Raw genomic sequence first — 25538 nt, 5'->3', positions numbered from 1 at the left:
TATAGACGTTCCCGGACGAAGCCGACACCAGGTGACACTAGTGTCCCCGGAAATCCAGCAGTCAAACGAGGAGGCGTGCGTGGTCGTCGAATCGCTCGAACAGATCGGTTCTCAGTGGCGACTCATCGTCTTGCACGACCTCCAGGACGGGGAGAAGCGGTTCAACGAACTGAAGCGCTCGACGGACGCGAGTTCGCGGACCCTCTCGCGCGTCCTCGACGACCTGCAGGAACTCGGCTTCGTGAACCGTCGGTTGGAGGAGGACGCGCCCGTGGCGACGTTCTACTCGCTCACGCCGAAGGGTCGGTCGCTCTGTCCGGTGTTCGACGAGATAGAGTCGTGGGCGGACGAGTGGTTGCACTCCCCGCCTGCGGACGCGCCCGACGCCGAGACGGACGACGAGGACGCGGAGAGCGAGTCCGCGCCGAAGGCGAAGGCGGAAGCCGAGTAATCGGGGATTACGTCCCTTCGACGAGTCGGCGCAGTTGCTCCGGCGGTACCGCACCGCGCGCGCCGTAACCGTCGTACGCGAACGTCGGCACGCCCGTCACGCCCTGCTGTTGCGCCTCGGTGAACTTCTGCCGGACTTCCGCTCGGAGGTTCTCGTCGTCGAGGGCGGAGCGGACCTCTTCGGCGTCGACACCGGCGTCCTCGGCGAGTTCGACCAGCACGTCCTCGTCGCCGATGTCCCGGCCGTCCTGCCAGAGCGCCTCGTAAATCGACGTGTCGAAGTCGAGCCACGTCTCGTAGGGGTAGTGCTCTTTGACGTAGTAGGAGACCACCTGCGCGGACAGGGAGTCGATGTCGCGGGCGATTTCGACCGTCATCTCGGCGTCGTACTTCTCCGCGAGTTGGCGGACGTTCTGTTTGGCCTGCTCGAAGTACTCCTCGTCTTTGCCGTCGTCGGCGTCGTGGTCGATGGTGCCGTCGGGGTTGCGCTTCTGACTCCGCAGGTCGAACGGGTGCCACTCTATCTCCAACTCCTCCTCGCGGGAGTCTTGGTACTGCTCCAGCGACTGCCGCCCGAGGTAGCAGAACGGACAGACGTAATCGGCGTAGACGGTGATTCGGTCGGACTGCTGTTGACTCATGTTGTACTCTTAGACGAAACGACGCAAGACACTTCTTCGGATGTGTGGGCACTCCGGGAAACCGGTCGAGACGGGTATCGGTCGCGGCGGAACGGTCGAGCGACCCCTGACGAGGACCGAACGACGCCGACTCGACTCAGATATCGAACGAGACGCCCGTTCGCTCCTCGGAGAGTTCCCAGAGGCGGCGGGCGTCGTCCTCGTCGCGGGACCGGTCGCTGGACTCCTGTTTCCCCGGGTAGCCGCGCATGTTCTTCAAGCCCGTCGGGCCGACGTAGTCGCCGCCCGCCACGTCCTCGGCGGTGGCGGCGTACAGCATCGGAAGCGCGCCCGTCTCCGCGCTCTGGGCGACGACGGCGTTCGCGACGCGCATCGCCGCGAGTCGGAGTCTGGATCCCGCCATCTCCGGCCCGCGACGCTGGAGGTTCGTCGCGGCGTAGCCGGGGTGACAGCCGATGCTCGTCACGTCTTCGACGCCTGCGGAGTCGAGTCGTCGCTGTAACTCGTAGGCGAAGAGGAGGTTCGCCAGTTTGCTCTGGGCGTAGGCGTCCCACTCGTCGTACTCGTCTTCGCCGTCGATATCGTCGAAGTCCATCTCGCCGTTCTCGTGGAGGCCGCTCGACTGCGTGACGACGCGCGACTCGCCCGGCGACGCCCGGAGGGCGTCCAAGAGGAGGCCGGTGAGCGCGAAGTGGCCGAGGTGGTTGACGCCGAACTGCATCTCGTACCCCTGTTCTGTCTCGCGGCGGGGGATGGCCATCACGCCCGCGTTGTTGCAGAGGATATCGAGCGACCCGAACTCCTCGTCGAACGTCTCGGCGAACGCGCGCACCGAGTCGAGGTCCGCGAGGTCCAGTTTTCCGAGTGTGAGCGACGCCCCGGGAACCGCCTCCCGAACGTCCACCATCGCCTCGCGCCCGCGTTCGCGACTCCGACAGGCCATCACGACGTGCGCGCCCTTCCGGGCGAACGCCGTCGTCGCCTCGAAGCCGAGTCCGCTGTTCGCGCCCGTGACGACGACTCGTTCGCCCGAGAGGTCCGGCATCCGCTCCGCTGTCCACTCGTCTGACATGTCTCCGCGTACGGCCCGGAGGCGCTAAAGGCCCGCGGAGGGGGCTACTCCGCCGCGAAACTCGTCTGCATGCCCTCGGAGTTGAACGCCCGCCCGACGCCCTCGTCGTCTACGACGATGATACCCGCCTCGGAGCCGGTGAGTTCGCCGAACTCCTCGATGGCCGTCTCGGCGGCCGTCTGCGCGTCGAGGCCGCGTTCGAGGTGTCGAACCGCGCGCCGGGAGAGCGTCGTCTTGGCGATGTCCTCGCCCGCGCCTGTCGCGGACGCCCCGCCCGCGGCGGAGGCGTAGAACCCCGACCCGATCTGTGGCACGTCGCCGACGCGCCCCGCGAGGGCGAACCACCGGCCGCCGGTGGAGGTGGCGGCGGCGAACGCCTCGCCGTCCGAGGCGACGGCCCCGACGGTGTCGTGGTCCGAGAGGTCCGCCTCGTCCGTCGGATCGGCCGTCGTCTCGCCGAACCGATCGTCCAACCACGCGAGGTGGTCCCGCGGCGAACCCGCCGGCGGGTCGGCGTCGGCCCACCGCTGTCGCGTCTCCTCGGTGAACAGGTCGGCGTCCGTCTCGACGCCGAAGTCGGCCGCGAGGTCGACCGCCGGGTCGCCCGCGACGAGGACGTGCGGCGTCTCCTCCATCACCGCGCGGGCGACGGAGACGGCGTGTTCGACGCCCGCCATCCCCGCGGCGGCCCCCGCCTCCCGGTCGCTGGTCATCAGGCCCGCGTCGGTTCTGACGACGCCGTCCGACTGGACCGCGCCGCCGACGCCCGCGTTGAACGCCGGGTCCGTCTCCAGCACTCTGACGGCCGCCTCGACGGCGTCGACCGGCGTCTCGGCCGACGCGCCCGTCGCCGCCGCCTCGTCGAGCGTCTCCTGTCGCGGTTCGGGGTCGTCCGGAACGCCGCCCGCGCCGCCGTGGACGATTACTCGCATACGCGACGCTCCGACCGCCGCCAGAAAAGTCGTGCCGATATCGCCCGCCGTCGCGGAGTCGAGAGCCGGGGACCCGTCGGAGACACGTGACAGCGATCCGAAAGAAACACCAGCCCAGACGGCGAGCGTCCGCGCATGACGGTGTACGACCGGTCGTCGTCCGCGGGCCTCGAACGGATAGACGAGTGGGACGGCGGCGTCGGATGGCTTTCCCACCCCGAGGAAGCGGGGCGGCGGGCCTCCCACGCCGTTCGGGGGTCGGACGGGGGCGTCTGGCTGTTGGACCCCATCGACGCGCCCGGCGCGGACGAACTCGCGAGCGAACTCGGGGAGGTGGTCGGCGTCGCCGTCTGTTCGAACTGGCACGCCCGCGACGCCGGCGCGTTCGCCCGACGGCACGACGTCCCCGTCTACCTCCCGCGGTGGATGGACAGAATCGAGGACCGCGTGGACGCCGAAATCCGGCGGTACGACCGCGAGTTGGGCGACTCCGGGTTCCGCGTCTCGCGCCTCGACCCGCTTCCGGGGTGGCGCGAGGCCGTCGCCTACCGCGAGTCGGACGGCACCCTCTACGTGCCAGACGTGATGAGTTCGGTCGAGGGAACGCCCGTCGGCGAGGAGCGAATCGGCCTCTTTCTCACCGCCCGTCTCTCTCCGCCGCGGGAGACGTTCGCCGCGTTCGACCCCGAGCGAATCGTGTTCGGGCACGGAACCGGCTGTTTCGAGGACGCCGCGGCCGCGCTCGACACCGCCCTCGACGGCGCGCGGCGGCGGTTCCCGCGGGCGCTTCTCCGAAGCGGCCCCGAGCAACTGCGCGGACTCGTCGATGCGCTTCGGGACTGAGAGCCGAACCGGCGTGAATCAGAAAGCGAAGAGTCGGCCTCCTCTCGTCGCTAGCCGGGCGGCGACCGGTTCACCCGGTCACAACGGTCGGGAGGCCGGTTTTCGGCGGGCGGTGAGGTGATAACCGCTGCTAGTTATCGTTCGAGACGATCAGTTTCCGCTCGTCGTGGTGTTCGACGAATTACCCGTCGCGCCGTCGCCACCACCGCCGACGGGTCCGGTCACCGCGGCATCGAACGGTCCGGTGTTTATCTCGTCTTGGAAGCGGTTGTAGACCGCTTCCTCGTTTTCTTCGGGGATCGGACTGAACTCGACGGTGACGATTTCGTCGGAGTCGCCGAAGAGGGTGGACTCTTGACGCAGCGCGAATATCGTCGGTCGGAGTTTACGCAGTTCCTCCTCGTCGACGCCGTTGGCCTCTATCGGTTCGTCACCGACGACTATCTCCTCTTCGTCGTCGTCGTCCTGGTAGTCTCCGAAGTCGTCGTTCTCGACGAAGTCGTCGTCGACGACCGCACCGAATCGCTCGTCGTACGGGCCGATTTGGGCCTCGTTAGCCGGGTAGAGGGGAACGTTCGCGTTTAGGGGGTTGACGTAGCGGATCGTCCGCGTGTTGTAGTTGCTGTAGACGTTGTCCGTAATCTCCTCTGCCTCCGGCTGGAAGTCGATGACGGGCGAGGCGATGGTGAATAGCCCGGACGGGACGAAGTGCTGGCGGTACATGAGCCCCTTCATCGCCTCTTGCTCGTTGAAGAGGTTGCCGACGTCTTCGTCCGAGTCGTCACCGAAGATGACGTCGTCGCCTTCCTGCGCGGCCGCGCTCCCCATTCCGGACGAGAGAATCCCAGCACCGGCAGTAATGGCTGCGCCTTTCTTTAGGAACTCTCGCCGAGAGTCCCTGATCCTGTTCACGAAGCTTCGTTGGGTATCGTCAGTCATCGTGGTTCGCTCCACCTAATGTATGCCAGTTAACAGCATACGCACACTGCCTGCGTGAGTAAGCCCATCCGCGGGTATAATTTTTGGCCCTCGATACACTTCAGACACCCCGTAAGTCCGGAATACGCGATCCCCGTGCACCACTGTTTCCGAAGTCGTCGGCGTCGCAGTCTGTTCGACGGGAAGTATCTCGATGCTCGTCGGGCGACTCGTCCCGGTCCCGCTATCGACCGCCAAGGTGACGGACGACGCCACCCCGTCCGCGCGTCGAATCCGCGCTGGAGGCGGCGGCGCGGTCCGACCCCGACGAGGACGTTCGGAGCACCGCGGAGACGACGCTGTTCACGGTTCGACTCGACGGCGCGGTCGAGTGACGGCCAACCCGTCGCGTTCCGCCGTCCGGTACCGTCTCCCGCCGTTCGCGCCGATAACGGTAGCACTTTAGGCCCGGTCGGAAAATAGGGCATTGTTCATGAGCTACGACAAAATCGAGGCCCCCGAAGCGGGGGAGAAGATCACGCTCGCCGACGAGGAGACCGGCGAGCTGGAGGTTCCGGACAACCCCATCATCCCCATCATCCACGGCGACGGCATCGGCACGGACGTCGGCCCCGCCGCTCAGAAGGTGCTCGAGGCGGCCGCCGAGGCGACCGGTCGCTCCGTCGAGTGGCTCCGCGTATACGCCGGCGAGTCCGCTCGGGAGAGGTACGACGAGAACCTCCCCGACGACACCGTACAGGCCATCAAGGACCACCGAATCGCCATCAAGGGTCCGCTCACGACGCCCGTCGGCGCCGGCTTCCGCTCGCTCAACGTCGCACTCCGCCAGAAGCTCGACCTCTACGCGAACGTCCGCCCGACGTACCACATCGACGGCGTCCCCTCGCCCGTCACGGACCCCGCCGCGATGGACATGGTGTTCTTCCGGGAGAACACCGAGGACGTCTACGCCGGCATCGAGTGGGAGGCCGGCACCGACGAAGTCCAGCGGGTCAAGGAGTTCCTCTCCGAGGAGATGGACGCCGGCGACAAGCTGCACGACGGCCCCATCGGCATCGGCGTCAAGCCCATCACGGAGTTCGGCACGAAGCGTCTCGTCCGTCAGTCCATCGAGTACGCCCTCGAGAACGACCGCGATTCGGTCACCCTCGTCCACAAGGGTAACATCATGAAGTTCACCGAGGGCGCGTTCCGCGACTGGGGCTACGAGCTCGCCGAAGAGGAGTTCGGCGACGTCACCATCACCGAGGACGAGCTCTGGGAGGAGCACGACGGCGAGCAGCCCGAGGACAAGCTCGTCATCAAGGACCGCATCGCGGACAACATGCTCCAGCAGCTCCTCACCCGCACGGACCAGTACGACGTCATCGCCACGATGAACCTCAACGGCGACTACATGTCCGACGCCGCGGGCGCGCAGATCGGCGGTCTCGGCATCGCGCCGGGCGCGAACTTCGGCGACGGCCTCTGTCTCGCCGAACCCGTCCACGGGTCCGCGCCGAAGTACGCGGGCGAGGACAAGGTGAACCCGACGGCGATGATCCTCTCCGGTCGCCTCATGTTCGAGTACATGGGCTGGAAGGACGCCGGACAGCTCATCCGCGACGCCGTCGAGGAGACCATCTCCTCGGGCGACGTGACGTACGACCTCGAACGCCAGATCGAGGGCGGCAACAAGCTCGCCACGAGCGAGTTCGCCGACAAGGTCGTCGAGAACATCGAAAACCTCTCGTAGAGGGGTTTTCGAGCGCTCGGAAATCTGCGATTTCCGAGAACATCAACGAACTCGCCCGAGCGAGTCTACTCGATTCCGTTCTCCTCTCTTTTACCGGACGCGGCGGGACAGACGCCGGAGCGACGTGGCCGCTACTCGTCGCCGGAGTCGCCCCAGTCGGCCGCGGTTCGCGGCGGACTGAATATATCCACCCCTTCGACCGGCGCGTCGCCGCGGTTCTCCGCGGCGTGAGGTTCCTCGGACTCGAAGGCGAACGAGTCGCCCTCGCCGACGACCACCTCCTCCGGGTCGTCCTCGTCGCCGACGAGGAAGACGAGTTCGCCGGCGGTGACGTACCCCACCTGCTCCTGTTCGTGGCTGTGCCTCGGCACCGTCGCCCCCGGCCCGATGCGGAACCGCTGGACGTTCAGGCGCGACGCTCCCGCGAGCAGCGTGAGTTCGACGTCCGGCACGGCTTCGACCGACTCGGCGTCGTCTGCGGAGACGCGTTCCATGCGAGAGGACCGCACCCGCGGACCATAAACGTCCGGCCGGGCGACTCCGCGGGCGCGAAGCAACATTCAAACCCGAAGACGAGGTAGCGGGGGTATGTACGCCGTGGTCGGGTGCAACGAGTGCGGGAACATGTGGCTCCTGTCGGATCCTCGCGCCCAGAAGTCCGCGAACTGCCCTCGGTGCGGGAAGACCCACCAGACGAAGAAGCTCCGGCGGTTCGCCGAAGAGGAAGACAGGCAGGCGGCCCGACAGGCGCGGGCGGCCCTGTTGGCGAAGAAGCGTGGCGACAGCGAGGCGTTCGCGGAGACGGCGCACGTCGCCGAGTTGGAGCGACTCGTCGAGGAGTCCGGAATCGACGACAGGGAGTACCTCGAGGGGTCGGGCCTCGACGCCGACGCCGTGGACGAGGCGGCCGAACGCGCGTCGAAGGGGTCGCAGACGGGGTCGTCGAACCGACTCGACGTGGTGCGAGACGCCCTTCGAGAGGGCGACCAGCCGACGGAGGAGGAGGTGGCCGCCTACGCCGAAGAGCGCGGTATCGACGGCGAGACGGCGCGGAACGTCCTCGAACGCCTCGTCCGGCGCGGCGACGCCTCCGAGTCGCGCGGGCGGTACCGACTGCTCTGAGTCGGCCGACTCTTAGAGGAGGCCGAGGAGTTTCAGCGCGGTCAGGAACGACACCACGGCGCCGAGCGCCACCTTCAACAGGCGCAACAGGCGCGTGGCCGTTCGGATGCCCGATTCGTCGGCGTCGTCCGCATCGGGCGGGGAGTCGGAACCGGCGGCGTCCGTGACGGCCGCCGGTGCGGAGGTTCGTTCGGACATGGGTGGGGGTGGGGGTTCGCACCCGCCGGGGGGAAGCGAGCGGATGCGCCTCGAACGACGGCCCGACATCGGGTAAAAGCGAGCCAACGGTGCGCGGCGGAAGTGAAAGTGAAACGAGAGCGAAACGCTTTGCTCCCCCCACCGCCGAACCACCGGTATGAGCGACGCTCGCGCCGCCGCCCGCGCCGGACGAACCGTCCGCGGAGCGGTGCTCTCGCTGTTTCTCGTCGGCGCGATCGCCGCCGTCGCGGGCGGACGACTCGTCGTCGCCGGCGGCGCGTTCCTCGCGGGCTACACCGTCCTCGCCGCCGCGGCCGTCGTCCACGGCCAGCGTCGGCGGGGACTCGGCCTCTCCCTCTCCGGCGTCGGGTGGTTTCTTGCCGCCCTCGGCGCGTCCGTCGGACTCGCGTCGCCGGCGGGGACGCGGACGTTCGCCGTCGGCGTCGGCTTGCTGTTCGTCGGCACCGTCGCCGTGGTGCGGCCGTTGGAGCGACTCGGAATCGGCGCGTCGGCGTGAGTTGAATCTGCGATCAGAAGCGACGAGAACCGAGTAGTCGGCGATTCGACGGCCTCAGCGTCCGAGGTCGGCGTGCGCGCTGGAGAGGTGCCGCGACGCGAGGGCCGAGAGGAGCGAGAGTTCGCCGGCTAAGCACCCGACGGCGATGCACTCCGCGAGGGCGTCGGCGTTCGACCCCGGCGGGTCGCCGCCGCCGCGGAGTCCGAGCACGTCCAGTCCCTCCGCCTGCGTCGGCAGTTTCGTCCCGCCGCCGACGGTGCCGACTTCGAGGCTGGCGAGGGAGACGGAGACGTACAGGTTGCCGTCCCGCACCTCGGCGGTGGTGATGGCGTTCGCGCCCTCAACCACCTGCGCCTCGTCCTGTCCCGTCGCGAGGAACATCGCGGCGACGACGTTCGCGACGTGAGCGTTGAAGCCGAGGCTGGCGGCCTTCGCGGACCCGACAAGGTTCTTCCGCGTGTTCAGTTCGGCGACGGCCTCCGGCGTCGTGTGGAGACGGCTCTCGACCACCTCGCGGGGGATTTTCACGTCCGCGGTGACGGTTCGGCCGCGCCCCTCGATGGCGTTGATGGCGGCGGGTTTCTTGTCGGAACAGAGGTTGCCCGAGAGGGCGACCAGTTCCGCGTCCGTCTCTTCTTCGACGACGGCGCAAGCCTCCTCGGTGGCGATGGTGGCCATGTTCATCCCCATCGCGTCCTTGGTGTCGTAGCGGAACCGGAGGTAGACGGAGTTGCCGACGACGTACGGCGTCACGTCCGCCAGTTCGCCGTGACTCGTCGTCGATTCGGCCGCCTCCGCGAGGGCGTCGCGGTTGTCGCGCACCCACTCGACGAGGGCCTCCGCCTCCACGACGTCCTCGACGCGGAAGACGGGCGCGCGGGTCATCCCCGACTTGAGGACGCGCGCCGCCGCGCCCCCCGCGGCGTCGATGACGGAGCATCCGCGGTTGACGCTCGCCAGGAGTGCGCCTTCCGTCGTCGCGAGGGGGAGGTATCGCTCGCCCGTGAGGGCCCCGCCGTTCACGCGGACGGGGCCGGCGACGCCGAGGGGCACCTGCACCGCGCCGACCATGTTCTCGATGTTCGCGTCCGCCGCCTCGGCGGGGAAGCCGTAGTTCCCGACGGCATCGAGGGACGCCCCCGTGTCCTCCTCGACGAAGATGCGTCGGGCCGCCGCCGCCGTGTCCGCGTCGGCGTGGTCCTCTAACTCGTGCAGTCGCAGTTCGCCGTCGCGGACGCGTTCCGCCAGCGTCGCCGCGTCCGCGTCCCCGGCCCCGGAATCCGTCTCGTCGGTCATGTCCCCTCGTTTCCCGGCGGCCGCCCTAACAGTTACCCATTCGGTGTCGTCGAGGGAACATCGGCGAGCAGTCGGACATCGTCCGACGGCGTCTCGCGCCCGCGGCGTTGTCGTCTGCCGAACGGCCACCCCGCGGGGGCCAAACGTCATTTCCCTCGCGCGAACGAAACGTGTCACCGAGAGGCAACCATGGACGACACAGACTCCACGGGAATCGAACTGACGAAGAGCGAAGCGCGGAAAGTGATCAACGCACTCTCGGAGTACGAGACGAGAGCGTCCGGGCAGCGCGAGGAGGAACGCGTGCTCAACGTCGAGAGCCTCCTCCAACGGGAGTTCGGGTTCGAGGAGGGACAGGCCCGCGACGACCGGAACATCGCCGACGTGTTCTCGAACATCTTCAACGACGACGACGGAACCCACGAGGTTCAGCTCTCTCGGACGGAGGCGACCGAGGTAGTTCGCGCGCTGGACGACTTCGACGGGCAGGAGCGTTCGGGAGAGACGGGGACGGTTCGGAACATCCGCGACCGGTTCGTGCAGACGTTCGACGTCGACGATGCGGGCGACGGCCGCACGGCCGGGCGGTAACGGCCGCCGACCATCCCAACCGTTTTGCCCGCGGCCGTCGCCACGTCGCACATGACAGACGCCGCGGACCTGGTCCTCCTCGACGGGGAGGTCCACACCCTTTCCGACTCCGACGAGACGCACGAGGCGGTGGCCGTCCGCGACGGGCGAATCGTCCGCCTCGGGAGTTCCTACGACGTATCGTTCCTCGTCGGCGCGGAGACGGAGACGGTCGAACTCGACGGGCGTGTCGTCCTCCCGGGGTTCGTCGACGCCCACACGCACCTCCCGATGGTGGGGCGTTCGCTCGTCCACGCCGACCTCTCGGGCGCGTCGGGGCCCGAGGAGTGCGTCGAACGATTGAACGAACGGGCCGCGGAGACGGACGACGAGTGGATTCTGGGCTTCGGCTACGACGAAAGTTCGTGGGACGACGCCCGCTACCTCGCCCGCGACGACTTGGACGCCGTCTCCGAGGACCGGCCGGTCGCCGCCTTCCGCGAGGACATGCACGTCGCGTCTGTCAACGGCGTCGTCCTCGACCGGCACGCCGACGCCATGCCCGACGGCGACGTGCGACGCGAGGGCGGCGACCCGACGGGCGTCCTCGTCGAGGAGGCGGCGGACGTGCTGTACGAGGAGATAGAACCCGACGAGGCGGAGATGGAACGACTCGTCCGGGCCGCGCAGGCGCACGCGAACGAACGCGGCGTGACCGGCGTCCACGACATGGTTCGGAAGTCCAACGCGCCCGCGGTGTACCGCGGGTTGGACCGCGAGGACGAGTTGACGCTCCGGGTGCGCCTCAACTACTGGTCTGACCACCTCGACTCCCTCATCGATCTCGGCCTGAAGACGAACGACGGGAACGGGATGGTCCGCGTCGGCGCGGTCAAAACGTTCACCGACGGGAGTTTCGGCGGGCGGACGGCGAAACTCACCGAACCGTACGACGACGCGCCCGGGGAGACGGGCCAGTGGGTCGTCGCCCCCGAGGAACTGGAAGCCATCGTCGAACGCGCCGACGAGGCGGGGTTGCAGATGTCCGCCCACGCCATCGGCGACGCCGCCGTGAACGCCGTCCTCGACGCCTACGGGGCGTGCAACGACCCCGAGGGAGCGAGACACCGCGTCGAACACGCCGAACTGACGGACGACGAGACGGTCGAACGCTTCGCCGAACTCGGCGTCGTCGCCTCCGTCCAGCCGAACTTCCTGAAGTGGGCGCGGGAGGGCGGCCTCTACGAGTCCCGACTCGGCGAGAGGCGGACGGAGACGAACCGCTACGCGGCGTTGCGCGACGCGGACGTCCCCCTCGCGTTCGGGAGCGACTGCATGCCGCTCGACCCCCTCCTCGGCGTCCACCACGCGGTGAACGCGCCCGACGAGGACCAACGACTCGGCGTGACGGAGGCCCTCCGGGCGTACACCTCGGGCGCGGCCTACGCCGGGTTCGACGAGGACCGCCTCGGCACCGTCGAACGCGGGGCGGCGGCGGACCTCGTCGTCTTGGAGGAGTCACCGTGGGACCGCCCGGACGCCGTCCGCGATATCGACGTGGCGGCCACCGTCGTCGGCGGCAGCGTCGTCTACGACGGCCTCCGAGACCCGACCGGGGACGCGAGCGAAGAGTAAACCCCTTGTCGGCGCGGCGCACAGCAACGTCGATGCCGCAGTCGTTCTTCGACCGCCTCCGCGACCGTATCGACCGGGTGGACAGCGTCGTCTCCGTCGGGTTGGACCCCGACCTCTCCCGAATCCCCGACCACCTCAGGGAGAAGGACCTCCCGCGGTGGGCGTTCAACCGACGCATCATCGACGAGACGCACGAACACGCAGCCTGCTACAAGCCGAACGCGGCGTTCTACGAGGACGCCGAGGGGTGGCGGTCGCTCCGGGAGACCATCGCCTACGCCCACGGGAAGGACGTACCCGTCTTGCTGGACGCGAAACGCGCCGACATCGGTAACACGACGCGGAAGTACGCGGCGTTGCTGGACGAGGCGGACGCCATCACCGTCAACCCGTACATGGGGCGGGACTCGCTGCAACCGTTCCTCGACAGGTCGGAGAAGGGCGTCTTTATCCTCTGTCGCACGTCGAACCCCGGCGGGTCTGACTTACAGGACCTCGAACTGTCGAGCGGTGAGGCCGTCTACGAACGCGTCGCCGCCCTCGCGGACCTCTGGAACGAACACGGCAACGTGGGACTCGTCGTCGGCGCGACGGCCCCCGAGGAACTGGAATCGCTGCGAGAACAGGTGCCGGACCTGCCGTTCCTCGTCCCCGGCATCGGCGCGCAGGGCGGCGACGCGGAGGCCGCGGTCGAGTACGGACTCGCCGACGGCGTCGGCCTCGTGAACTCCTCGCGGGGTATCATCTTCGCGGGCGAGGACGCCGGGGAGTCGTTCGCGAAGGTGTCCGGACAGGCGGCGCGGAAACTGAAGACGCGGCTGAACCGCCACCGCGAGGCGACGGAGTGACGGCCGACCCGGCGGAATGACGTCCGACGCGGCGGAGTGACGGCGCGCCGGGGCGACGCTCGGACCCGTCTCAGTCGCTGACGCCGGGGCCGCCGGGCCCCTCGTCGTACCCGGGGCTGACGTCGTCCTCGCCTTTGACCGAGGAGAGACAGGACTCGCACATCCGTCGCTCGGAGTCGAAGTCTTGGTCACACACCTGCGCGCCGCATCGCGGGCAGACGTTGGTGGCCGGGCGCGACTCGCATATCTCGCACAGGCTGGAACGGCTCATACCGGTGGGAAGAACTCACACAACTTCAGTCCGGGGGCCGGTCGGCGAGACGCTTACGGTCCTGCGCTTCGAACGAGAGGCGTGGACAGAGACCGGCTTCTCATCGGGCTCGCCGCGGTGTTCGCAGGTCTCACTACGCTCTTCGTCGTCCTCGCACTCGCGTACCAACCGTTTCTCTTCGCCGTCGCGGTGCCGTTCGGCGTCGTCACATACCTCCTGTGGTACCACGCCAGCGGTCGCCTCGAAGCGCGGACGCGGACGCGAACCCGTCGGCGGGCGAACGGCGACCACCGGGCGAACGACGCCTCCCGAGGCCCCGGCGGCTTCGAGGGGTTCGGACCGGGACGGCGGGCGGCGGGCGCGGGCGGAACCGCAGACGCCGGGCGGCGGACGGCCGGCGGGCGACGGGCGGCGGGCGGCCGGCAGAGGACCGCCGGCCCGCGCCCCTCGAACGAACCGTCGAAGGCGGAGGCGTACCGGACGCTCGGACTCGACGCCGACGCCACGGACGACGAGGTGAAGCGGGCCTACCGGTCCCGGGTGAAGGAGGTCCACCCGGACACCGACTCCGGCGACGAGGAGACGTTCAAGCGCGTCAACCGCGCGTACGAACGACTCTCCGACTGACGCGGCAGGTCACTTCCGATACGCCCGACCGTCACCGTTCGCTATCTTCGCGACGCCGTGGAGGGAATCCGTTTCGTAGGTGGGTGTGACTGAGAGGTCGGTATCCCGACAGTGCGGCCGAGAAACGAACACCGAGTCTACCCCCGCGCGGTGGGCGGCGATCACGTCACTTTCGCTATCGCCGATGTAGAGCGCAGATTCGCCCCCGAGTTCTGTGAGCGCTCGATCGAGATAGTGCGTGTTCGGCTTCTTCAGATCGAGGCTCTCGACCGTCTTCTCGCGACCGTAGTAGGTCTCGAATGCCGATTCAAGGTCGAAGAAGTCCAACACGAATTCGATCGTGCTCCGGTGATTGTTGCTCACGACGCCACAGCGCTGAGACAACCCGGAGATGGCGGTGACATCGTCGTAGCAACTCCGGGAACCGGCTTCGAACTTCTCAAACTGGGACTGTTCGTCGTGGCGTTCGCGGGCTTCCCAAAACAGGTCCGTGTCCAAGTCGTAGGCGGCGCAGATTTCGTGAAGCCCCTCGACCGTCGTACCGTTGACTATTGCATCGACGTGCCGTTTCTCGGCCCGCGTGACGCCCACCTCCTCGAAGGCAGACTGTACCGCCTCGACTTTTGTCTCGTACGATGGCGGGTCAACCAACACTCCGTCACTATCGAATAGAACGGTGTCGTAGGAGGTCACGTCTCAGAGAGGCTCTGACATCTGGTTAGCCGTATTCAATGGAACATGTCTTGCCGACGACCCGGAATATCGTGCGTCTACCGACGGATTCGACGACGGATGATGTTGTGACGCTTTCCGGTAGATGTCTGGCCGACCTGTCCGTGACAGATAGTATCTTCCCCGCCGAAATTCCGCGGTGCAGGTGTCTGAGGGCCAATATTCTATTGTGACATGGGTAACCAAGTCACGGAAAGGGTTTTAGCGGATGGTTACCTACCCGCGGGCATGAGCGCGGACCGGGCCGTACTCGAAAAGGCCCTAGAGCGCGGAGAAGAGGAGGGCGGAAGCATCGAGTTCAAGGAACGGCTCTCCCGGGACGTCCACCTCTCGGACGGGCGGATGGAGAGCCTGGCCGCCCAACTCCGACACCGCGTCCTGTCCGGCGACGGCACAGCGACGTACGTGGTCGGCGTCACCGACGACGGCGGCATCGCGGGGATCAGTCCCGCCGCGTTCTCCGAATCGATGGACGTCCTCTCCTTGCTGGCCGAGGAGGCCGGCGCACACATCGAAGACGTCGAGACGTGGGGCGTCGGCGAGAGCGCCGACCGGGGCCTCGTCGGCGTCGCCACCGTCTGCGAGGGGGCCGTCCTCGACGTGGACGACGACCACATCGTCGTCGGCACCGCGGGACACGTCGACCACGGGAAGTCGACGCTCGTGGGCTCTCTCGTCACCGGACAGGCGGACGACGGACAGGGGAGCACCCGCGGCTTCCTCGACGTGCAACCGCACGAGGTCGAACGCGGCCTGTCGGCGGACCTCTCGTACGCCGTCTACGGGTTCAGCGAGGACGGCCCCGTCCACATGGACAACCCCCACCGGAAGTCCGACCGCGCGAGAATCGTCCAGGAGGCCGACCGCCTCGTCTCGTTCGTCGACACCGTCGGCCACGAACCGTGGCTCCGGACGACGATTCGGGGCCTCGTCGGCCAGCGACTCGACTACGGCCTGCTTGTCGTCGCCGCCGACGACGGGCCGACGAAGACGACGCGCGAACACCTCGGCATCCTCTTGGCGATGGAGTTGCCGACGCTCGTCGCCATCACGAAGGCCGACGCCGTCTCGGAGGAACGCGCCCTCGAGGTCGAACGCGAGGTCGAACGCCTCCTGCGCGACGTGGGCCGGACGCCGCTTCTCGTCGAGCGATACGGCGTCGAGAGCGCCATCGAGGAGATCAGCGACTCCGTCGTCCCCATCGTCCGCACGAGTGCGGTGACGATGGAGGGCATCGACACGCTGGACGACCTGTTCGAGGGCCTGCCGAAGACCATCTCGGAGGCCCGCGAGGACTTCCGGATGTACATCGACCGCTCGTACTCCGTGACGGGCGTCGGCGCCGTCGCGTCGGGGACGGTCAACTCCGGCAGCGTCGAGGCGGGCGACGAACTCCTCGTCGGCCCGATGCCGGACGGGTCGTTCCGCGAGGTGGAGGTGCGCTCCATCGAGATGCACTACCACCGGGTGGACCGCGCGAAGGCCGGACGAATCGTCGGCATCGCCCTCAAGGGCATCAAGGAATCGGAGTTAGAGCGCGGGATGGTGCTCCTCCCGGCGGACGCCGACCCCAGTCCCGTTCGGTCGTTCGAGGCGGAGGTGATGGTGCTGAACCACCCGACGCGCATCCGCGACGGCTACGAACCGGTCGTCCACTTGGAGACGCTGAGCGAGGCGGTCGTCTTCCACCCCGAGGGCGGGCAACTGCTCCCCGGCGACACCGGAACTGCCACGGTGGAGTTCAAGTTCCGCCCGTATCTGGTCGAGGAGGGCCAACGCTTCGTCTTCCGCGAGGGGCGGTCGAAGGGCGTCGGCACCGTCACGGACGTCCACCGCGAGTGACCGCGGCGGGTCGCGGACCCCCGTCCGAACACATTCACTCTCGACTGAACGTTTTTGTAGGTGCCGCAGAGAGGCGACGCATGGAAGTCTGCGGGTACGAGTTCGAGACGGTCGGCCGCCTCGACCCCGACCGAACCGACGCGGGCGTCGTCGCAGTGGAGACGCCGCAACCGGAGTACGAGGCGTCCGACGAACGCGCGGTCCACCGAGCGGGGTGGGGACCGTTCTGCCGATTCGAGGTGACCGACCCCCGAGCGTCGCGTCCCGGCGTCTACCTCGTCACGGTGGACGACGAGGCGGTGTACGTCGGCGAGGCGGCCGACGTGGGCGACCGCTTCTCGGAGGCGTACGGCGACGTCTCGCCGGCGGACTGCTTCGAGGGCGGAGCGGAACGGGTCTGCCGGGTGAACACGAACGTGTTCCACGCCGCCCGCGCGGGCGGGGACGTGCACGTCCACCTCCACTCGACGGCCGACTTCGAGGGGTCAAACGAGGAGAACGAGGCCCTCCGCCGCATCATCCGCGGCGACCTCCTCTCCGCGTTCGACGCGGCGTGGAACCGCGACGACGGCGAGTCGGCGGCGAACGCGGCAGTCGCCGTCGACGGACAACGTCCGTCGGGCCGCCGAGGTTCCCTCGGCGACGACGCGGCCGAAGCGACGGCGAACGCGGCGACCGAAGCGATAGACGCCGCATCGAATCGAGGAGCGGCGGGCGACCCGACGGCGAACGACGCCGCGGCCGAGTCGAACCGCGAGGGGGCGGTTCGCCGGGGGTCGCCGCCGAGCGGAAAGTACGGACCGCTGTACGACTACCTCGCGGGCCACGAGTTCGACCGGGTGCGGCTCTCCTTCGCGGAACTGGAAGTCGTCCTCGGCGCGCCCGTCCCCGCCTCCGCGCGGAACTGGCGGCAGTGGTGGACGAACAGCGAGGAGTCGCACCCCCACGCCCGAAGTTGGCTCCGCGCGGGGTACGAGGTGGCGTCGCTGTCGCTTCCGGACGAACTCGTCGTCTTCGAGCGACGGCCCCGCGGGCGCGGGTTCGGAGCGACCGAGACGGTCGGCGACGACTGAGTGAGGATCCGACCGAACGGATCGTCGCCCGCCGCGTCGTCTCCGCGACGCTGGTCGCGTCTCCGCGGCGCTTACGTCCCTTCGGAACCCACTACCGGAGTGAGATGGTATCGCAACTCGCGCTGGTACTGGCGGCCCTCCTCGTCGGCACGGAACTGCTGTTCACGGCGCTCGACTACCTGAATCTGAAGTACGGCGCTCGCGCGGTGCGAACCGCAGAAGAGTGGGTTCGGGACGAACTCGGCGTCTCCGACCCGGACCGACTCCTCGCGTACCAACGGGCGAAGACGGTTCTCTCCCGCGCGCAGTCATGGGTGAGCCTCCTCGCTCTCCTCGCCGTCCTCCTCTCGGGGGCGTTCGCCGACGCGGTGCGGACGCTCACGGAAACCGGGCTTCCACCCGTCGCGCAGGGCGTGCTTCTCGTCGTCGCCGCCGCCGTCGGCGGGCGGGTCCTCTCCGCGCCGTTCGACGCGTGGCAGACGTTCCGCATCGAGGAGCGCTTCGGCTTCAACAACCAGACGGTTGGTCTGTGGCTTCGGGACTTCGCCCTCGGCGTCGCCCTCGCGGCGGCGTTCGCCGCCGTCGTCGCCGGTATCGTCCTCGGGGCCGTCGAACTGCTTCCGACCCTGTGGCCCGTCGCCGGGTGGGCCGCCGTCGTCGGCCTCTCCCTAGCGATGCTCGTGATCTATCCGCGGTTTATCGCGCCGCTCTTCAACGACTTCGACCCCGTGGAGGCCGGACCGCTCCGGGACGCCGTCGAAGACGTGTTCGACCGCGCCGGGTTCGACTGCGAACAGGTGTACGAGATGGACGCCAGTCGCCGGTCGTCGCACTCGAACGCCTACTTCGTCGGGTTCGGGCGGACCAAGCGCGTCGTCCTGTTCGACACGCTCGTCGAACAGATGGACCGGCGGGCGATGCAGGCGGTGTTAGCGCACGAACTCGCCCACTGGAAGCGCGCGCATATCTGGAAGCAACTCGGTCTCTCGGCCGTCCGGATGGCGGTCGTCTTCGCGTTCCTCGGGTGGGTCACGTCCTCGGAGTGGGCGTACGCGGCGTTCTCGCTCCCCGAGGTGACGTACGCGGGGGTGGTCGTCGTCGTCCTCTTCGCCGGGCCGATTCTCTCGCTCACGTCGCCGCTGACGAACCGCATGTCCCTCGCGCACGAACGCGAGGCCGACGACTTCGCCGCCGACGTGATGGGCGACCCGGACCCCCTCTCGGACGCGTTGGCGACGCTGGCCGGCGAGAACCTCAGCAACCCGTTCCCGCACCCGGCGTACGCCGCGTTCCACATGTCGCACCCCCCGATTCCGGAGCGCATCCGGCGACTCCGGGAGCGTCACGGCGAGGGGTCGGCCGACGACGGCGACGTTCCGCAAGCGCCGACCGGCGCGTAAAAACGGCCGCCCTCCTTACCCTGCGGTTACTCCGCTAAAACGTAGCCGTCGTCCGTTCGCTCGGCCACCCCGAGGAGGACGAACCACTCCAGTATCGTCTCAACCCTATCGCGCCAGATGGTTCGCCACTCGGTGGGGTTCTTGTGGTGCTCCCAAACGGGCACTCGCTCTTCGAACGCCGCGAACGCCTCGTCCGCCGTCGTCGGGTCGGCGGAGAGCATCGAGCGCACGTCCTCGGCCCCGAAGATTCGCTCGCGGAAGGCCCGTCGGAGGTGGTCCGGCGTCGGGTCGGTTCGGCGGCGGACGAACCCCCCGTCGTCGGTCCTCTCGGCGAGTTCGAGGGCGCGCAGGAAGGTGAGCCACGTCCGCGCCACGTCGCGACTCGGGAAGTCGAGGCGGCGCATCAGGCGCGCGCAGCAGTCGTCCTCCGACCCCGGGACGAGGGGGACGGCGCGTTGCGCGTCGGCGACTCGGTCCGGAGACGCCGGGGGTTCGGGGACGAGTTTGAACCTCACGACTGCCGCAGGTCGAACGACTCCGCGAGGAGTTCCTCGTCCGTCTCGCCGAACGCGTACGTCGGCCCGTTCACCACGTCTATCGTGACCTTCGCAGGCGCGAACACCTCGGCCGGAACCTCGTAGAAGTCCCAGTCGGCGTCGTCGAATATCCGCTCGAACGGCTTGCCGTACTCGTCGCGGGCGGTGGAGGGAACTTGGTCGAAGTCCTCGAACCCCTCGGCGACGGTGAGGTGGACTTCGCCGCCGTACGCGAGGGCGTCGTTCGTCCGGCCCATCGCCACGCCCTCGTCGTAGCTGACGGGCGCGAGCGGTGCCGACCCGAACGCCGAGAGGACGTTCGTCGGGTCGTAGCCGAGTTCGAAGAGGCGGAAGACGGCCATCTCGGCCGCGCGGGCGGCGGTGGTGACGCTCCCGACGGTGGACCCGGAGGCAAACGTGGGTAAGAAGACGCCGCTGGGTTCGACGCCGGCCGTCTCCGCGACGTGTTCCGCGACTTGGTCGCCCGGCAGGTCGATGGCCTCGACTGCCAACACCGTCAGGTCGAACTCGTCGAAGTAGCCGACCGCCCGGAACTCGTCCTCCTCGCCGACGAGGGCACGGGCGGGGCCGGAACCGAGTCCGTCGAACTCGGGGTCTTCGAAGGTGAGTTCCCACCCGGCCTTCTGCGAGCAGAGCACCGCGACGTCGGGGTGGTCCGTCTGGAGTTCGACGTACGGCATCGGCGTCCCGGCCACCTCGTCCATCCGCGTCTGGACCGTCGCCAGCCCCGCCGTCTGTATCTCCGCGAGGAGGAGTCCCGCCTCGACGCCGCCCTCGGCGTCCACCCCGAAGTCGAGCACCGTCGCCCCCGAATCGAGTTCGTAGGGGACGACGCGGAGTTCGTCGGCGAAGTCGATGGCCTCGTCGATCAACTCGACGGCCATGCGATTGATGGAGTCCATGGGCGGTCGTTCGTCGTCACGTCCTAAAGGAGTTGGTAGTTCGCCTCGGAGGGAGGCCGACGGCGACGATTACTCGCCTCTGTCCCTCCTCGCGGGGCGGCCGAGGTGTTCCTCGACGGCCGCGACCTTGTCCGCGGCGCTCTGGTCCGACGCGCGCTTGTCGTCTATCTTGAGGAACGTGCTGACCCTGTCGCCGTCAACGGCCTTGTGGGCCGCGCCGACGGCGTCCAACAGGGTGTCCACGTCGTCGGCCTCTATCACCGTCCCCATCGGGTTCGTCTCGTAGGAGACGTCGAACTCGTCCAGGGCGGCGACGGCCGCCGCCACCTGGTCGGACATGCTCCCTTCGACGACCGGTGCCACGCTCAGCAGTGCGATGACGGTCATATGCGTACTTACGCGTGCGTGGGCCTTGAGACTATGTCCGATTCGGCCCGGTCGGGTCGGAGTCCGGACGGAGGCGGACGAACCGCCGTCGGCTTTTGGTACCGCACGCGGGACACACGAGTATGGTGAGGGAGTCCGACCGCGGTCGGCGCGCCTCGCGCGTCGTCGCCGTCGCGCGCGCAATCGTCCATGAGGCGCGGGCGGAGAAGTTACCGTTCGTGGCCGGGAGCATCGCGTACCACGCGTTCGTCTCGCTGCTTCCGCTCTTTCTGCTGTTGCTCGTCGTCGTCTCCGCCGTCGGCGACCAGAGCCTCTACGAGAGCGTCGTCGCCGCCGCGGGGGCCGTCCTCACCGAGGGCGCGCGCGACGAGTTCGTCTCCGAACTGACCGACGCCGCGCGCTCGACCAGCGTGTCGCTGTTCGGCGGCGTCGTCCTCCTGTGGGGGACACTCCGCATCTTCCGCGGCCTCGACACGGCCTTCTCCGGCATCTACGAGTCCGAGTCGGAGAACTCGTTTCTCGACCAACTCGCCGACGGACTCCTCGTCCTCTTCTCCTTCGCGGCGGCCGTCGTCGTCGGCAGTACCGTCGACGGCGTCGTCTCGGGCGTCGTGGCGGGTGCCGGACCGTTCGAGTGGATTCTCGCGCGCCTCGTCGGCATCCTCGGACTCGCGCTCGCGTTCTACCCGATGTACTACGTGTTCCCGGACGCGGACGTGGGCGTCCTCGAAGTGCTGCCCGGAACGCTCGTCGCCGCCGTCGGCCTCGCGGCGTTCCAGTCGCTGTTTCAGGTCTACCTCTCCCTCTCAAGCACCGCGCCGAACAGTAGCGCCATCACGGGCATCCTCGTCTTCCTGACGTGGCTCTACTTCAGCGGCCTCGTCATCCTCCTCGGCGCAGTCGTCAACGCCGTCCTCTCGAACCGGAGCCGCGACGCCAACCTCGAACCCGCGTTCGGGGGCGTCCCCCCCGCCGGGGGCGACGGCGTCCGCGCCACGCGGCGCGAACTCGTCGTCGCCGTCCAGCGACTCGACGGACTCCTCGACGACGCCGACACCGTCGTCGTCACCGCGGACGGCGAGTCCGTCGAGTTGCCGCCCCCCGACGGCGTCGCCGTCGATACGGAGGCGTCGTACGTCCTCCCCGGCGGCCCGGTGAGCGTCGAACTCCGGTGGTACCCCGCCGACGAAGGCGGGGACGGAGACGAGGGGTGACGGACGCGACGCGGGAGAGAACGGCGTGCGACGGAGACACTCACGTTCCGCATACATAGGTGATACTCTGACTTTATAGTCTAAGGATGCATACGAGTAGTATGAGTTCCCGAACCTCCCCGCGACAACGCCCGTCGCACCGCCGCCCGCGCGTCCGAATCGACCCCCGACCCAGCATCGACACGGGGCCCGCGACGGCCGCGAACGCCCGCGCCCGCACCCGCCACCGCCCGCGAACTGTCCGTCCGGTTCCGGACGTCGCGCCCCGTCCCGCCGCGGAAGAAGACCGCGGGGAGTTCCTCGTCTGGTACTGCACGGACTGCGAGGGCGTCGGGTCGGCGGACGCGTTCCCGCCGTCCTGCCCCGACTGCTCCGCGGGGCGGCGGTCGCTCTCCTGTTGGCCCGAGGACTGATTCGACGCAGGCGCTCCGCTTTTTTTACGGTCGCGTCCGTCGATTCGGACATGTACCGTTCACACCCCGTCCGGCGGATGTGCGACGACCCGATGCCCGGCGAGACGGCGTCGCTGGTCGTCGAACCCGACGAGGACTCCGACGTCGACCGGTCCGCGATAGCGGCCGCCGTGGCGGACGTCGGCGGGTCGGTGGCGGACGAACTCCGCTTCGGGTCGTTTCTGGTGACCCTCCCCGAGGAGGGCGTCGAAGCGCTCTGCTCGATGGACGGACTCGCCCGCGTCGAGACGGCGAACACGCTGGGCCTCGGTATCGGCGAGGAGTGAGTCTCGCGAATCGCCCCGCCGTTCGGCCGGCCCGAGTGACACTGACGCGGCGACGACGAACGCGGCGGCGATACTGTCGTTACTATTATACCATTCCGTTTCCTTACCAAAATCGATAATGATTCGTGGCCGGGTTCCGCAGGTCGTAACGGGGCTCGGTGTCCTTTTGGGCGTTGTTCTCGGTATCGAGATCTACCTCTCTTTCGTCTATGGATATACCGCCTCCCTCCCGTTCATAGTCGGAGTGGTGACGTGTATCCCGGTCGTCGTCGGACTGATAGCGGGCGGGTACAAACTCGCCCAGTCGCCGTTCTCTCAGAGGCGATACCGCCGCATCCTGAAGTGGTGTCTCGGTGGAACGACCGTCTTCGTCCTCATCAACGTCGGTCTGATGGTGGCGATGCCGCCGGGCGGCGTGATTCAGTTCCTCGGGTGGGCGCGGTGGGCCGTCAGCTTCGGCGCGGGCATCGGCTTTCTCATCGGGTACTACGAGGCGAAGGCGATACACCGCGAGGCCATCGCTCAACGCTCCTCCGTCAGGGCCGAGGAGCTCGAACGGCGGCGCGAACTCCTCGATTACCTCAACGCGTTGCTCCGCCACGAGGTGCTGAACACGGCCAACGTCGTCGAGGGGTACGCGGAACTCCTCGACGACGTGGCGGGCGACGAGACGACGACTCGGCGGTACGCGGGCGTCATCGGTCGGCAGGCCACCGACCTCACGAGGGTCACGAAGGACGTTCGGCTACTGCTTCTGACCATCGAGGAGGAACCCACCCTGCGCCGGGTGAACCTCAGCGAGGTTCTGGACGACGAGCTCCTCAAGGTGCGGGACCGCTACGAGGACGTCGAGACCGAGGCGGCGGTCCCGGACGACGTGTACGTGATGGCGGACGACCTTCTCCGGCGCATCTTCTCGAATCTGCTCGCGAACGCGGTCGAACACAACGACGTCCGGCCGCCGCGCGTCACCGTGACCGTGGAGGCGACCGCCGAGACGGTGACCGTGCGGGTGGCCGACAACGGCCCCGGCGTGCCCGAAGTCGAACGCGACGCCCTCTTCGAGAGCACGACGGGGAGAACCGACCACGGCATCGGCCTCACCATCATCGGTCGGTTGGCCGACCGCTACCAGGCGAACGTCGAACTCACCGAAACCGGGCCGGAGGGGAGCGTGTTCAGCGTCGAGTTCCCGCGCCCCGACGCCGAGACGACCGAGTCTCGGACCGCCTCCGCGGACAAGTCGCCCGCGCCTTCGGCGAGTCGATGACTCGCGCGACCTCCGGGGGCCATGATATTTATGATAATTCGTAATGCATGACTGGGTATGTCACGCACCGATCCCGGCAAGAATCGTTGGTTGATCGCCTTGTCGGCCGTTGCGATTCACCTGTCGATCGGTAGCATCTACGCGTACAGCATCTATCAGATTCCGCTGCGGGACGCGGAGGGGTGGGCGACCTCCCAAGTCACGCTCGCGTTCTCGATAGCCATCTTCGTTCTCGGGGTCACCGCCGCCTTCCTCGGCAAGTACGTCGAGAAGTACGGCCCGCGGAAGTCTGGCCTCGCCGCGGCCGTCCTGTACGGTCTGGGGATGATCGGATCGGGAGTGAGCGTCATGATCGGAAGCCTCCCGCTGTTCCTCTTCACGTTCGGCGTCGTCGGCGGGATGGGGCTCGGCCTCGGGTACATCTCGCCCATCGGGACGCTCGTCGAGTGGTTCCCCGACCGGCGCGGCATGGCGACCGGTCTCGCGGTCATGGGCTTCGGTGCAGGCGCGCTGCTCACCGGGCCGCTGGGTAACTTCCTCATCCAGAACTACGGAGTCGCGACGGCCTTCTTCGCGCTCGGTGCCCTCTACTTCGCCCTGATGACGCTCGGCGCGAGTTACCTCGCGAAGCCCCCCGAGGGATGGCTCCCCGAGGACATGCAGGACGTGGAGGGCGCACACGAGAAAGCCACCGGGGCGCTTTCCGGCCTCGACGTCCTCACCGCGGCGCAAGCGCGCACCACGCCGCGCTTCTGGTTGCTCTGGCTCGTCATCTTCATCAACGTCACCGCGGGCATCATGCTCCTCGCGTTCGCGTCGCCGATGCTCCAGCAGATCGGCGGGGCGACCGCCACGACCGCCGCGTTCATCACCGGGTACATCGGCATCTTCAACGGCGGCGGCCGGATCTTCTGGTCCACCCTGTCGGACTACATCGGCCGGACCACCACGTACGCGGCGTTCATGGTCATCCAGATCGCCGCCTTCTTCGTGATGCCGCAGGTCGCCGGCGTCTGGCTCCTCGCGGGGCTCATGTTCCTCGTCATCACCTGCTACGGCGGCGGATTCGCGTGCCTCCCGGCGTACCTCAGCGACCTCTTCGGCACCGACGAGGTCAGCGCGATTCACGGCTACGCGCTCACGGCGTGGAGCGCAGCCGGCGTCGCCGGCCCGCAGATCGCCTCGATAGTCCTCGAAGCGACGGGTAACTACACGACGGCCCTCTACATCATCAACGCCCTCGTCGTCGTCGGTCTGATCACCGTCGGCGTCCTCTACTGGCGTATCAGGAGCGTCAGAGAGGCGAGTCGCCCCGGCGAGGGCACCGTCTCCACGACCGACTGACGACCGAGACGACAGACAGGGGCGAGTGACACGGAGGTCGCTCGTCGTGTGGTTTTTCAGATAAGTGCGCTGGCGGGGAGTTCACCGAGCGAAGCGCGGTGAACGTCGGCGAGACGTAGTTTCGCCGGCATTTGAACTCACTCGCTCACTCCGGAAGAACTCCGTTCTTCCGTGCTCTCGTTCGCCTCCGGCTCACGAGAACTCCGTTCGCTCGCTGATTCAAATCTCAGCGTCTCCGCATTCGCCCAACTCGGTGTCGCGCCGAGACGAGACTCGGCGCTCGTCGAGTCGAGTTCGAGAGAAGTGCGCTGGCTGGGATTTGAACCCAGGTTGTGACCATGGCAAGGTCACGTGATACCACTACACTACCAGCGCGTGTCGT

General features: G+C 68.0%; 29 protein-coding genes and 1 tRNA gene. 17 read left to right on the top strand and 13 right to left on the bottom strand.

Annotated features, from left to right (window positions below; genetic code table 11):
* The first annotated feature begins 40 nt into the window (after positions 1–40).
* The gene (locus ACFQEV_RS05240) at positions 41–451 is read left to right on the top strand and encodes a winged helix-turn-helix transcriptional regulator (protein ID WP_379694539.1); all 411 of its coding nucleotides are present in this window, start codon (positions 41–43) and stop codon (positions 449–451) included.
* 7 nt (positions 452–458) lie between these two features.
* Here the strand turns inward: ACFQEV_RS05240 and ACFQEV_RS05235 are convergent, their stop codons facing one another.
* The 3 genes from ACFQEV_RS05235 to ACFQEV_RS05225 form a co-directional block, all read right to left on the bottom strand.
* Positions 459–1091: a DsbA family oxidoreductase gene (locus tag ACFQEV_RS05235; RefSeq protein WP_379693265.1), complete on the bottom strand. Its 633-nt coding sequence runs from the start codon at positions 1089–1091 to the stop codon at positions 459–461.
* 136 nt (positions 1092–1227) lie between these two features.
* Positions 1228–2163: an oxidoreductase gene (locus tag ACFQEV_RS05230; RefSeq protein ID WP_379693262.1), complete on the bottom strand. Its 936-nt coding sequence runs from the start codon at positions 2161–2163 to the stop codon at positions 1228–1230.
* A gap of 44 nt (positions 2164–2207) precedes the next feature.
* Positions 2208–3095, bottom strand: a complete 888-nt coding sequence (locus ACFQEV_RS05225; RefSeq protein WP_379693259.1) for an isoaspartyl peptidase/L-asparaginase — start codon at positions 3093–3095, stop codon at positions 2208–2210.
* Between the two features lie 135 nt (positions 3096–3230).
* Here ACFQEV_RS05225 and ACFQEV_RS05220 point away from each other — a divergent pair, with 135 nt between their 5' ends.
* Positions 3231–3938, top strand: coding sequence for an MBL fold metallo-hydrolase (locus ACFQEV_RS05220; RefSeq protein WP_379693256.1), 708 nt, complete (start codon positions 3231–3233; stop codon positions 3936–3938).
* Between the two features lie 150 nt (positions 3939–4088).
* On the opposite strand, the gene ACFQEV_RS05215 is transcribed toward ACFQEV_RS05220, so the two are convergent.
* A complete protein-coding gene (locus tag ACFQEV_RS05215) occupies positions 4089–4766 on the bottom strand; it encodes a hypothetical protein (RefSeq protein ID WP_379693254.1) in 678 nt (225 codons plus the stop codon).
* Between the two features lie 583 nt (positions 4767–5349).
* Here ACFQEV_RS05215 and icd point away from each other — a divergent pair.
* A complete protein-coding gene (icd, locus tag ACFQEV_RS05210; RefSeq protein ID WP_379693251.1) occupies positions 5350–6612 on the top strand; it encodes an isocitrate dehydrogenase (NADP(+)) in 1263 nt (420 codons plus the stop codon).
* 131 nt (positions 6613–6743) lie between these two features.
* On the opposite strand, the gene ACFQEV_RS05205 is transcribed toward icd, so the two are convergent.
* The gene (locus ACFQEV_RS05205) at positions 6744–7106 is read right to left on the bottom strand and encodes a cupin domain-containing protein (RefSeq protein ID WP_379693248.1); all 363 of its coding nucleotides are present in this window, start codon (positions 7104–7106) and stop codon (positions 6744–6746) included.
* Positions 7107–7200: 94 nt separating this feature from the next.
* Between ACFQEV_RS05205 and ACFQEV_RS05200 the strand changes: the two genes are divergently transcribed.
* Positions 7201–7734 carry a DUF5817 domain-containing protein gene (locus ACFQEV_RS05200; protein ID WP_379693246.1) on the top strand — a complete coding sequence of 178 codons (534 nt, stop codon included), beginning with the start codon at positions 7201–7203 and terminating at the stop codon, positions 7732–7734.
* A gap of 12 nt (positions 7735–7746) precedes the next feature.
* Here the strand turns inward: ACFQEV_RS05200 and ACFQEV_RS05195 are convergent, their stop codons facing one another.
* Positions 7747–7932, bottom strand: a complete 186-nt coding sequence (locus ACFQEV_RS05195) for a hypothetical protein (RefSeq protein ID WP_379693243.1) — start codon at positions 7930–7932, stop codon at positions 7747–7749.
* A 157-nt stretch (positions 7933–8089) separates the two neighbouring features.
* Here ACFQEV_RS05195 and ACFQEV_RS05190 point away from each other — a divergent pair, with 157 nt between their 5' ends.
* A complete protein-coding gene (locus ACFQEV_RS05190) occupies positions 8090–8449 on the top strand; it encodes a hypothetical protein (protein ID WP_379693240.1) in 360 nt (119 codons plus the stop codon).
* 54 nt (positions 8450–8503) lie between these two features.
* Here ACFQEV_RS05190 and hmgA read toward each other — a convergent pair whose 3' ends face one another.
* Positions 8504–9745, bottom strand: a complete 1242-nt coding sequence (gene hmgA, locus ACFQEV_RS05185; protein ID WP_379693237.1) for a hydroxymethylglutaryl-CoA reductase (NADPH) — start codon at positions 9743–9745, stop codon at positions 8504–8506.
* Positions 9746–9934: 189 nt separating this feature from the next.
* Here hmgA and ACFQEV_RS05180 point away from each other — a divergent pair, with 189 nt between their 5' ends.
* Genes ACFQEV_RS05180 through pyrF form a run of 3 tightly spaced genes read left to right on the top strand, consistent with a single transcriptional unit; the run spans position 9935 to position 12798 of the window.
* Positions 9935–10336: a hypothetical protein gene (locus ACFQEV_RS05180; protein WP_379693235.1), complete on the top strand. Its 402-nt coding sequence runs from the start codon at positions 9935–9937 to the stop codon at positions 10334–10336.
* Positions 10337–10387: 51 nt separating this feature from the next.
* Positions 10388–11950: an amidohydrolase gene (locus ACFQEV_RS05175; protein ID WP_379693233.1), complete on the top strand. Its 1563-nt coding sequence runs from the start codon at positions 10388–10390 to the stop codon at positions 11948–11950.
* Positions 11951–11982: 32 nt separating this feature from the next.
* Complete coding sequence (gene pyrF / locus ACFQEV_RS05170; protein WP_379693230.1) at positions 11983–12798, top strand: orotidine-5'-phosphate decarboxylase; 816 nt, start codon at positions 11983–11985, stop codon at positions 12796–12798.
* Between the two features lie 70 nt (positions 12799–12868).
* Here the strand turns inward: pyrF and ACFQEV_RS05165 are convergent, their stop codons facing one another.
* Positions 12869–13069 (bottom strand): hypothetical protein, encoded by a 201-nt coding sequence (locus tag ACFQEV_RS05165; RefSeq protein ID WP_379693227.1) that lies wholly within the window; start codon positions 13067–13069, stop codon positions 12869–12871.
* Positions 13070–13150: 81 nt separating this feature from the next.
* Here ACFQEV_RS05165 and ACFQEV_RS05160 point away from each other — a divergent pair, with 81 nt between their 5' ends.
* Complete coding sequence (locus ACFQEV_RS05160; protein WP_379693225.1) at positions 13151–13696, top strand: J domain-containing protein; 546 nt, start codon at positions 13151–13153, stop codon at positions 13694–13696.
* Positions 13697–13705: 9 nt separating this feature from the next.
* Here ACFQEV_RS05160 and ACFQEV_RS05155 read toward each other — a convergent pair whose 3' ends face one another.
* Positions 13706–14389 (bottom strand): HAD family hydrolase, encoded by a 684-nt coding sequence (locus ACFQEV_RS05155; RefSeq protein WP_379693223.1) that lies wholly within the window; start codon positions 14387–14389, stop codon positions 13706–13708.
* Between the two features lie 267 nt (positions 14390–14656).
* On the opposite strand from ACFQEV_RS05155, the gene ACFQEV_RS05150 reads away from it, so the two are divergent.
* The 3 genes from ACFQEV_RS05150 (at position 14657) to ACFQEV_RS05140 (ending at position 18743) form a co-directional block, all read left to right on the top strand.
* Complete coding sequence (locus ACFQEV_RS05150) at positions 14657–16270, top strand: GTPBP1 family GTP-binding protein (protein ID WP_379693221.1); 1614 nt, start codon at positions 14657–14659, stop codon at positions 16268–16270.
* Between the two features lie 80 nt (positions 16271–16350).
* On the top strand, positions 16351–17343 hold the full coding sequence (locus tag ACFQEV_RS05145) for a DUF7662 domain-containing protein (RefSeq protein ID WP_379693219.1): 993 nt from the start codon (positions 16351–16353) through the stop codon (positions 17341–17343).
* 104 nt (positions 17344–17447) lie between these two features.
* Complete coding sequence (locus ACFQEV_RS05140; RefSeq protein WP_379693217.1) at positions 17448–18743, top strand: M48 family metallopeptidase; 1296 nt, start codon at positions 17448–17450, stop codon at positions 18741–18743.
* Positions 18744–18769: 26 nt separating this feature from the next.
* On the opposite strand, the gene ACFQEV_RS05135 is transcribed toward ACFQEV_RS05140, so the two are convergent.
* The 3 genes from ACFQEV_RS05135 to ACFQEV_RS05125 all read right to left on the bottom strand — a co-directional run bounded on the left by ACFQEV_RS05135 (position 18770) and on the right by ACFQEV_RS05125 (position 20589).
* The gene (locus ACFQEV_RS05135; protein WP_379693214.1) at positions 18770–19258 is read right to left on the bottom strand and encodes a hypothetical protein; all 489 of its coding nucleotides are present in this window, start codon (positions 19256–19258) and stop codon (positions 18770–18772) included.
* On the bottom strand, positions 19255–20202 hold the full coding sequence (gene mch / locus ACFQEV_RS05130; RefSeq protein WP_379693212.1) for a methenyltetrahydromethanopterin cyclohydrolase: 948 nt from the start codon (positions 20200–20202) through the stop codon (positions 19255–19257). The genes ACFQEV_RS05135 and mch overlap by 4 nt, the downstream gene beginning before the upstream one ends.
* A gap of 69 nt (positions 20203–20271) precedes the next feature.
* Positions 20272–20589, bottom strand: coding sequence for an MTH1187 family thiamine-binding protein (locus tag ACFQEV_RS05125; protein WP_379693210.1), 318 nt, complete (start codon positions 20587–20589; stop codon positions 20272–20274).
* A 122-nt stretch (positions 20590–20711) separates the two neighbouring features.
* Between ACFQEV_RS05125 and ACFQEV_RS05120 the strand changes: the two genes are divergently transcribed.
* The 5 genes from ACFQEV_RS05120 (at position 20712) to ACFQEV_RS05100 (ending at position 25156) form a co-directional block, all read left to right on the top strand.
* Positions 20712–21803 carry a YhjD/YihY/BrkB family envelope integrity protein gene (locus tag ACFQEV_RS05120; RefSeq protein ID WP_379693208.1) on the top strand — a complete coding sequence of 364 codons (1092 nt, stop codon included), beginning with the start codon at positions 20712–20714 and terminating at the stop codon, positions 21801–21803.
* 101 nt (positions 21804–21904) lie between these two features.
* The gene (locus ACFQEV_RS05115) at positions 21905–22216 is read left to right on the top strand and encodes a hypothetical protein (protein ID WP_379693206.1); all 312 of its coding nucleotides are present in this window, start codon (positions 21905–21907) and stop codon (positions 22214–22216) included.
* Between the two features lie 50 nt (positions 22217–22266).
* Positions 22267–22542 (top strand): hypothetical protein, encoded by a 276-nt coding sequence (locus ACFQEV_RS05110; RefSeq protein ID WP_379693204.1) that lies wholly within the window; start codon positions 22267–22269, stop codon positions 22540–22542.
* A 244-nt stretch (positions 22543–22786) separates the two neighbouring features.
* Positions 22787–23812, top strand: a complete 1026-nt coding sequence (locus ACFQEV_RS05105; protein ID WP_379693202.1) for a sensor histidine kinase — start codon at positions 22787–22789, stop codon at positions 23810–23812.
* Positions 23813–23869: 57 nt separating this feature from the next.
* Entirely contained in the window at positions 23870–25156 is a 1287-nt protein-coding gene (locus ACFQEV_RS05100; protein WP_379693200.1) for an L-lactate MFS transporter, read from the top strand.
* A gap of 304 nt (positions 25157–25460) precedes the next feature.
* On the opposite strand, the gene ACFQEV_RS05095 is transcribed toward ACFQEV_RS05100, so the two are convergent.
* A tRNA-Gly gene (locus ACFQEV_RS05095) sits at positions 25461–25531 on the bottom strand.
* Between the last annotated feature and the right edge of the window lie 7 nt (positions 25532–25538).

Origin of the sequence: Halopelagius fulvigenes, from assembly GCF_042662625.1 — an archaeon.
GTDB lineage: Archaea > Halobacteriota > Halobacteria > Halobacteriales > Haloferacaceae > Halopelagius > Halopelagius fulvigenes.
This window is presented reverse-complemented; position numbering and strand designations above follow the sequence as displayed.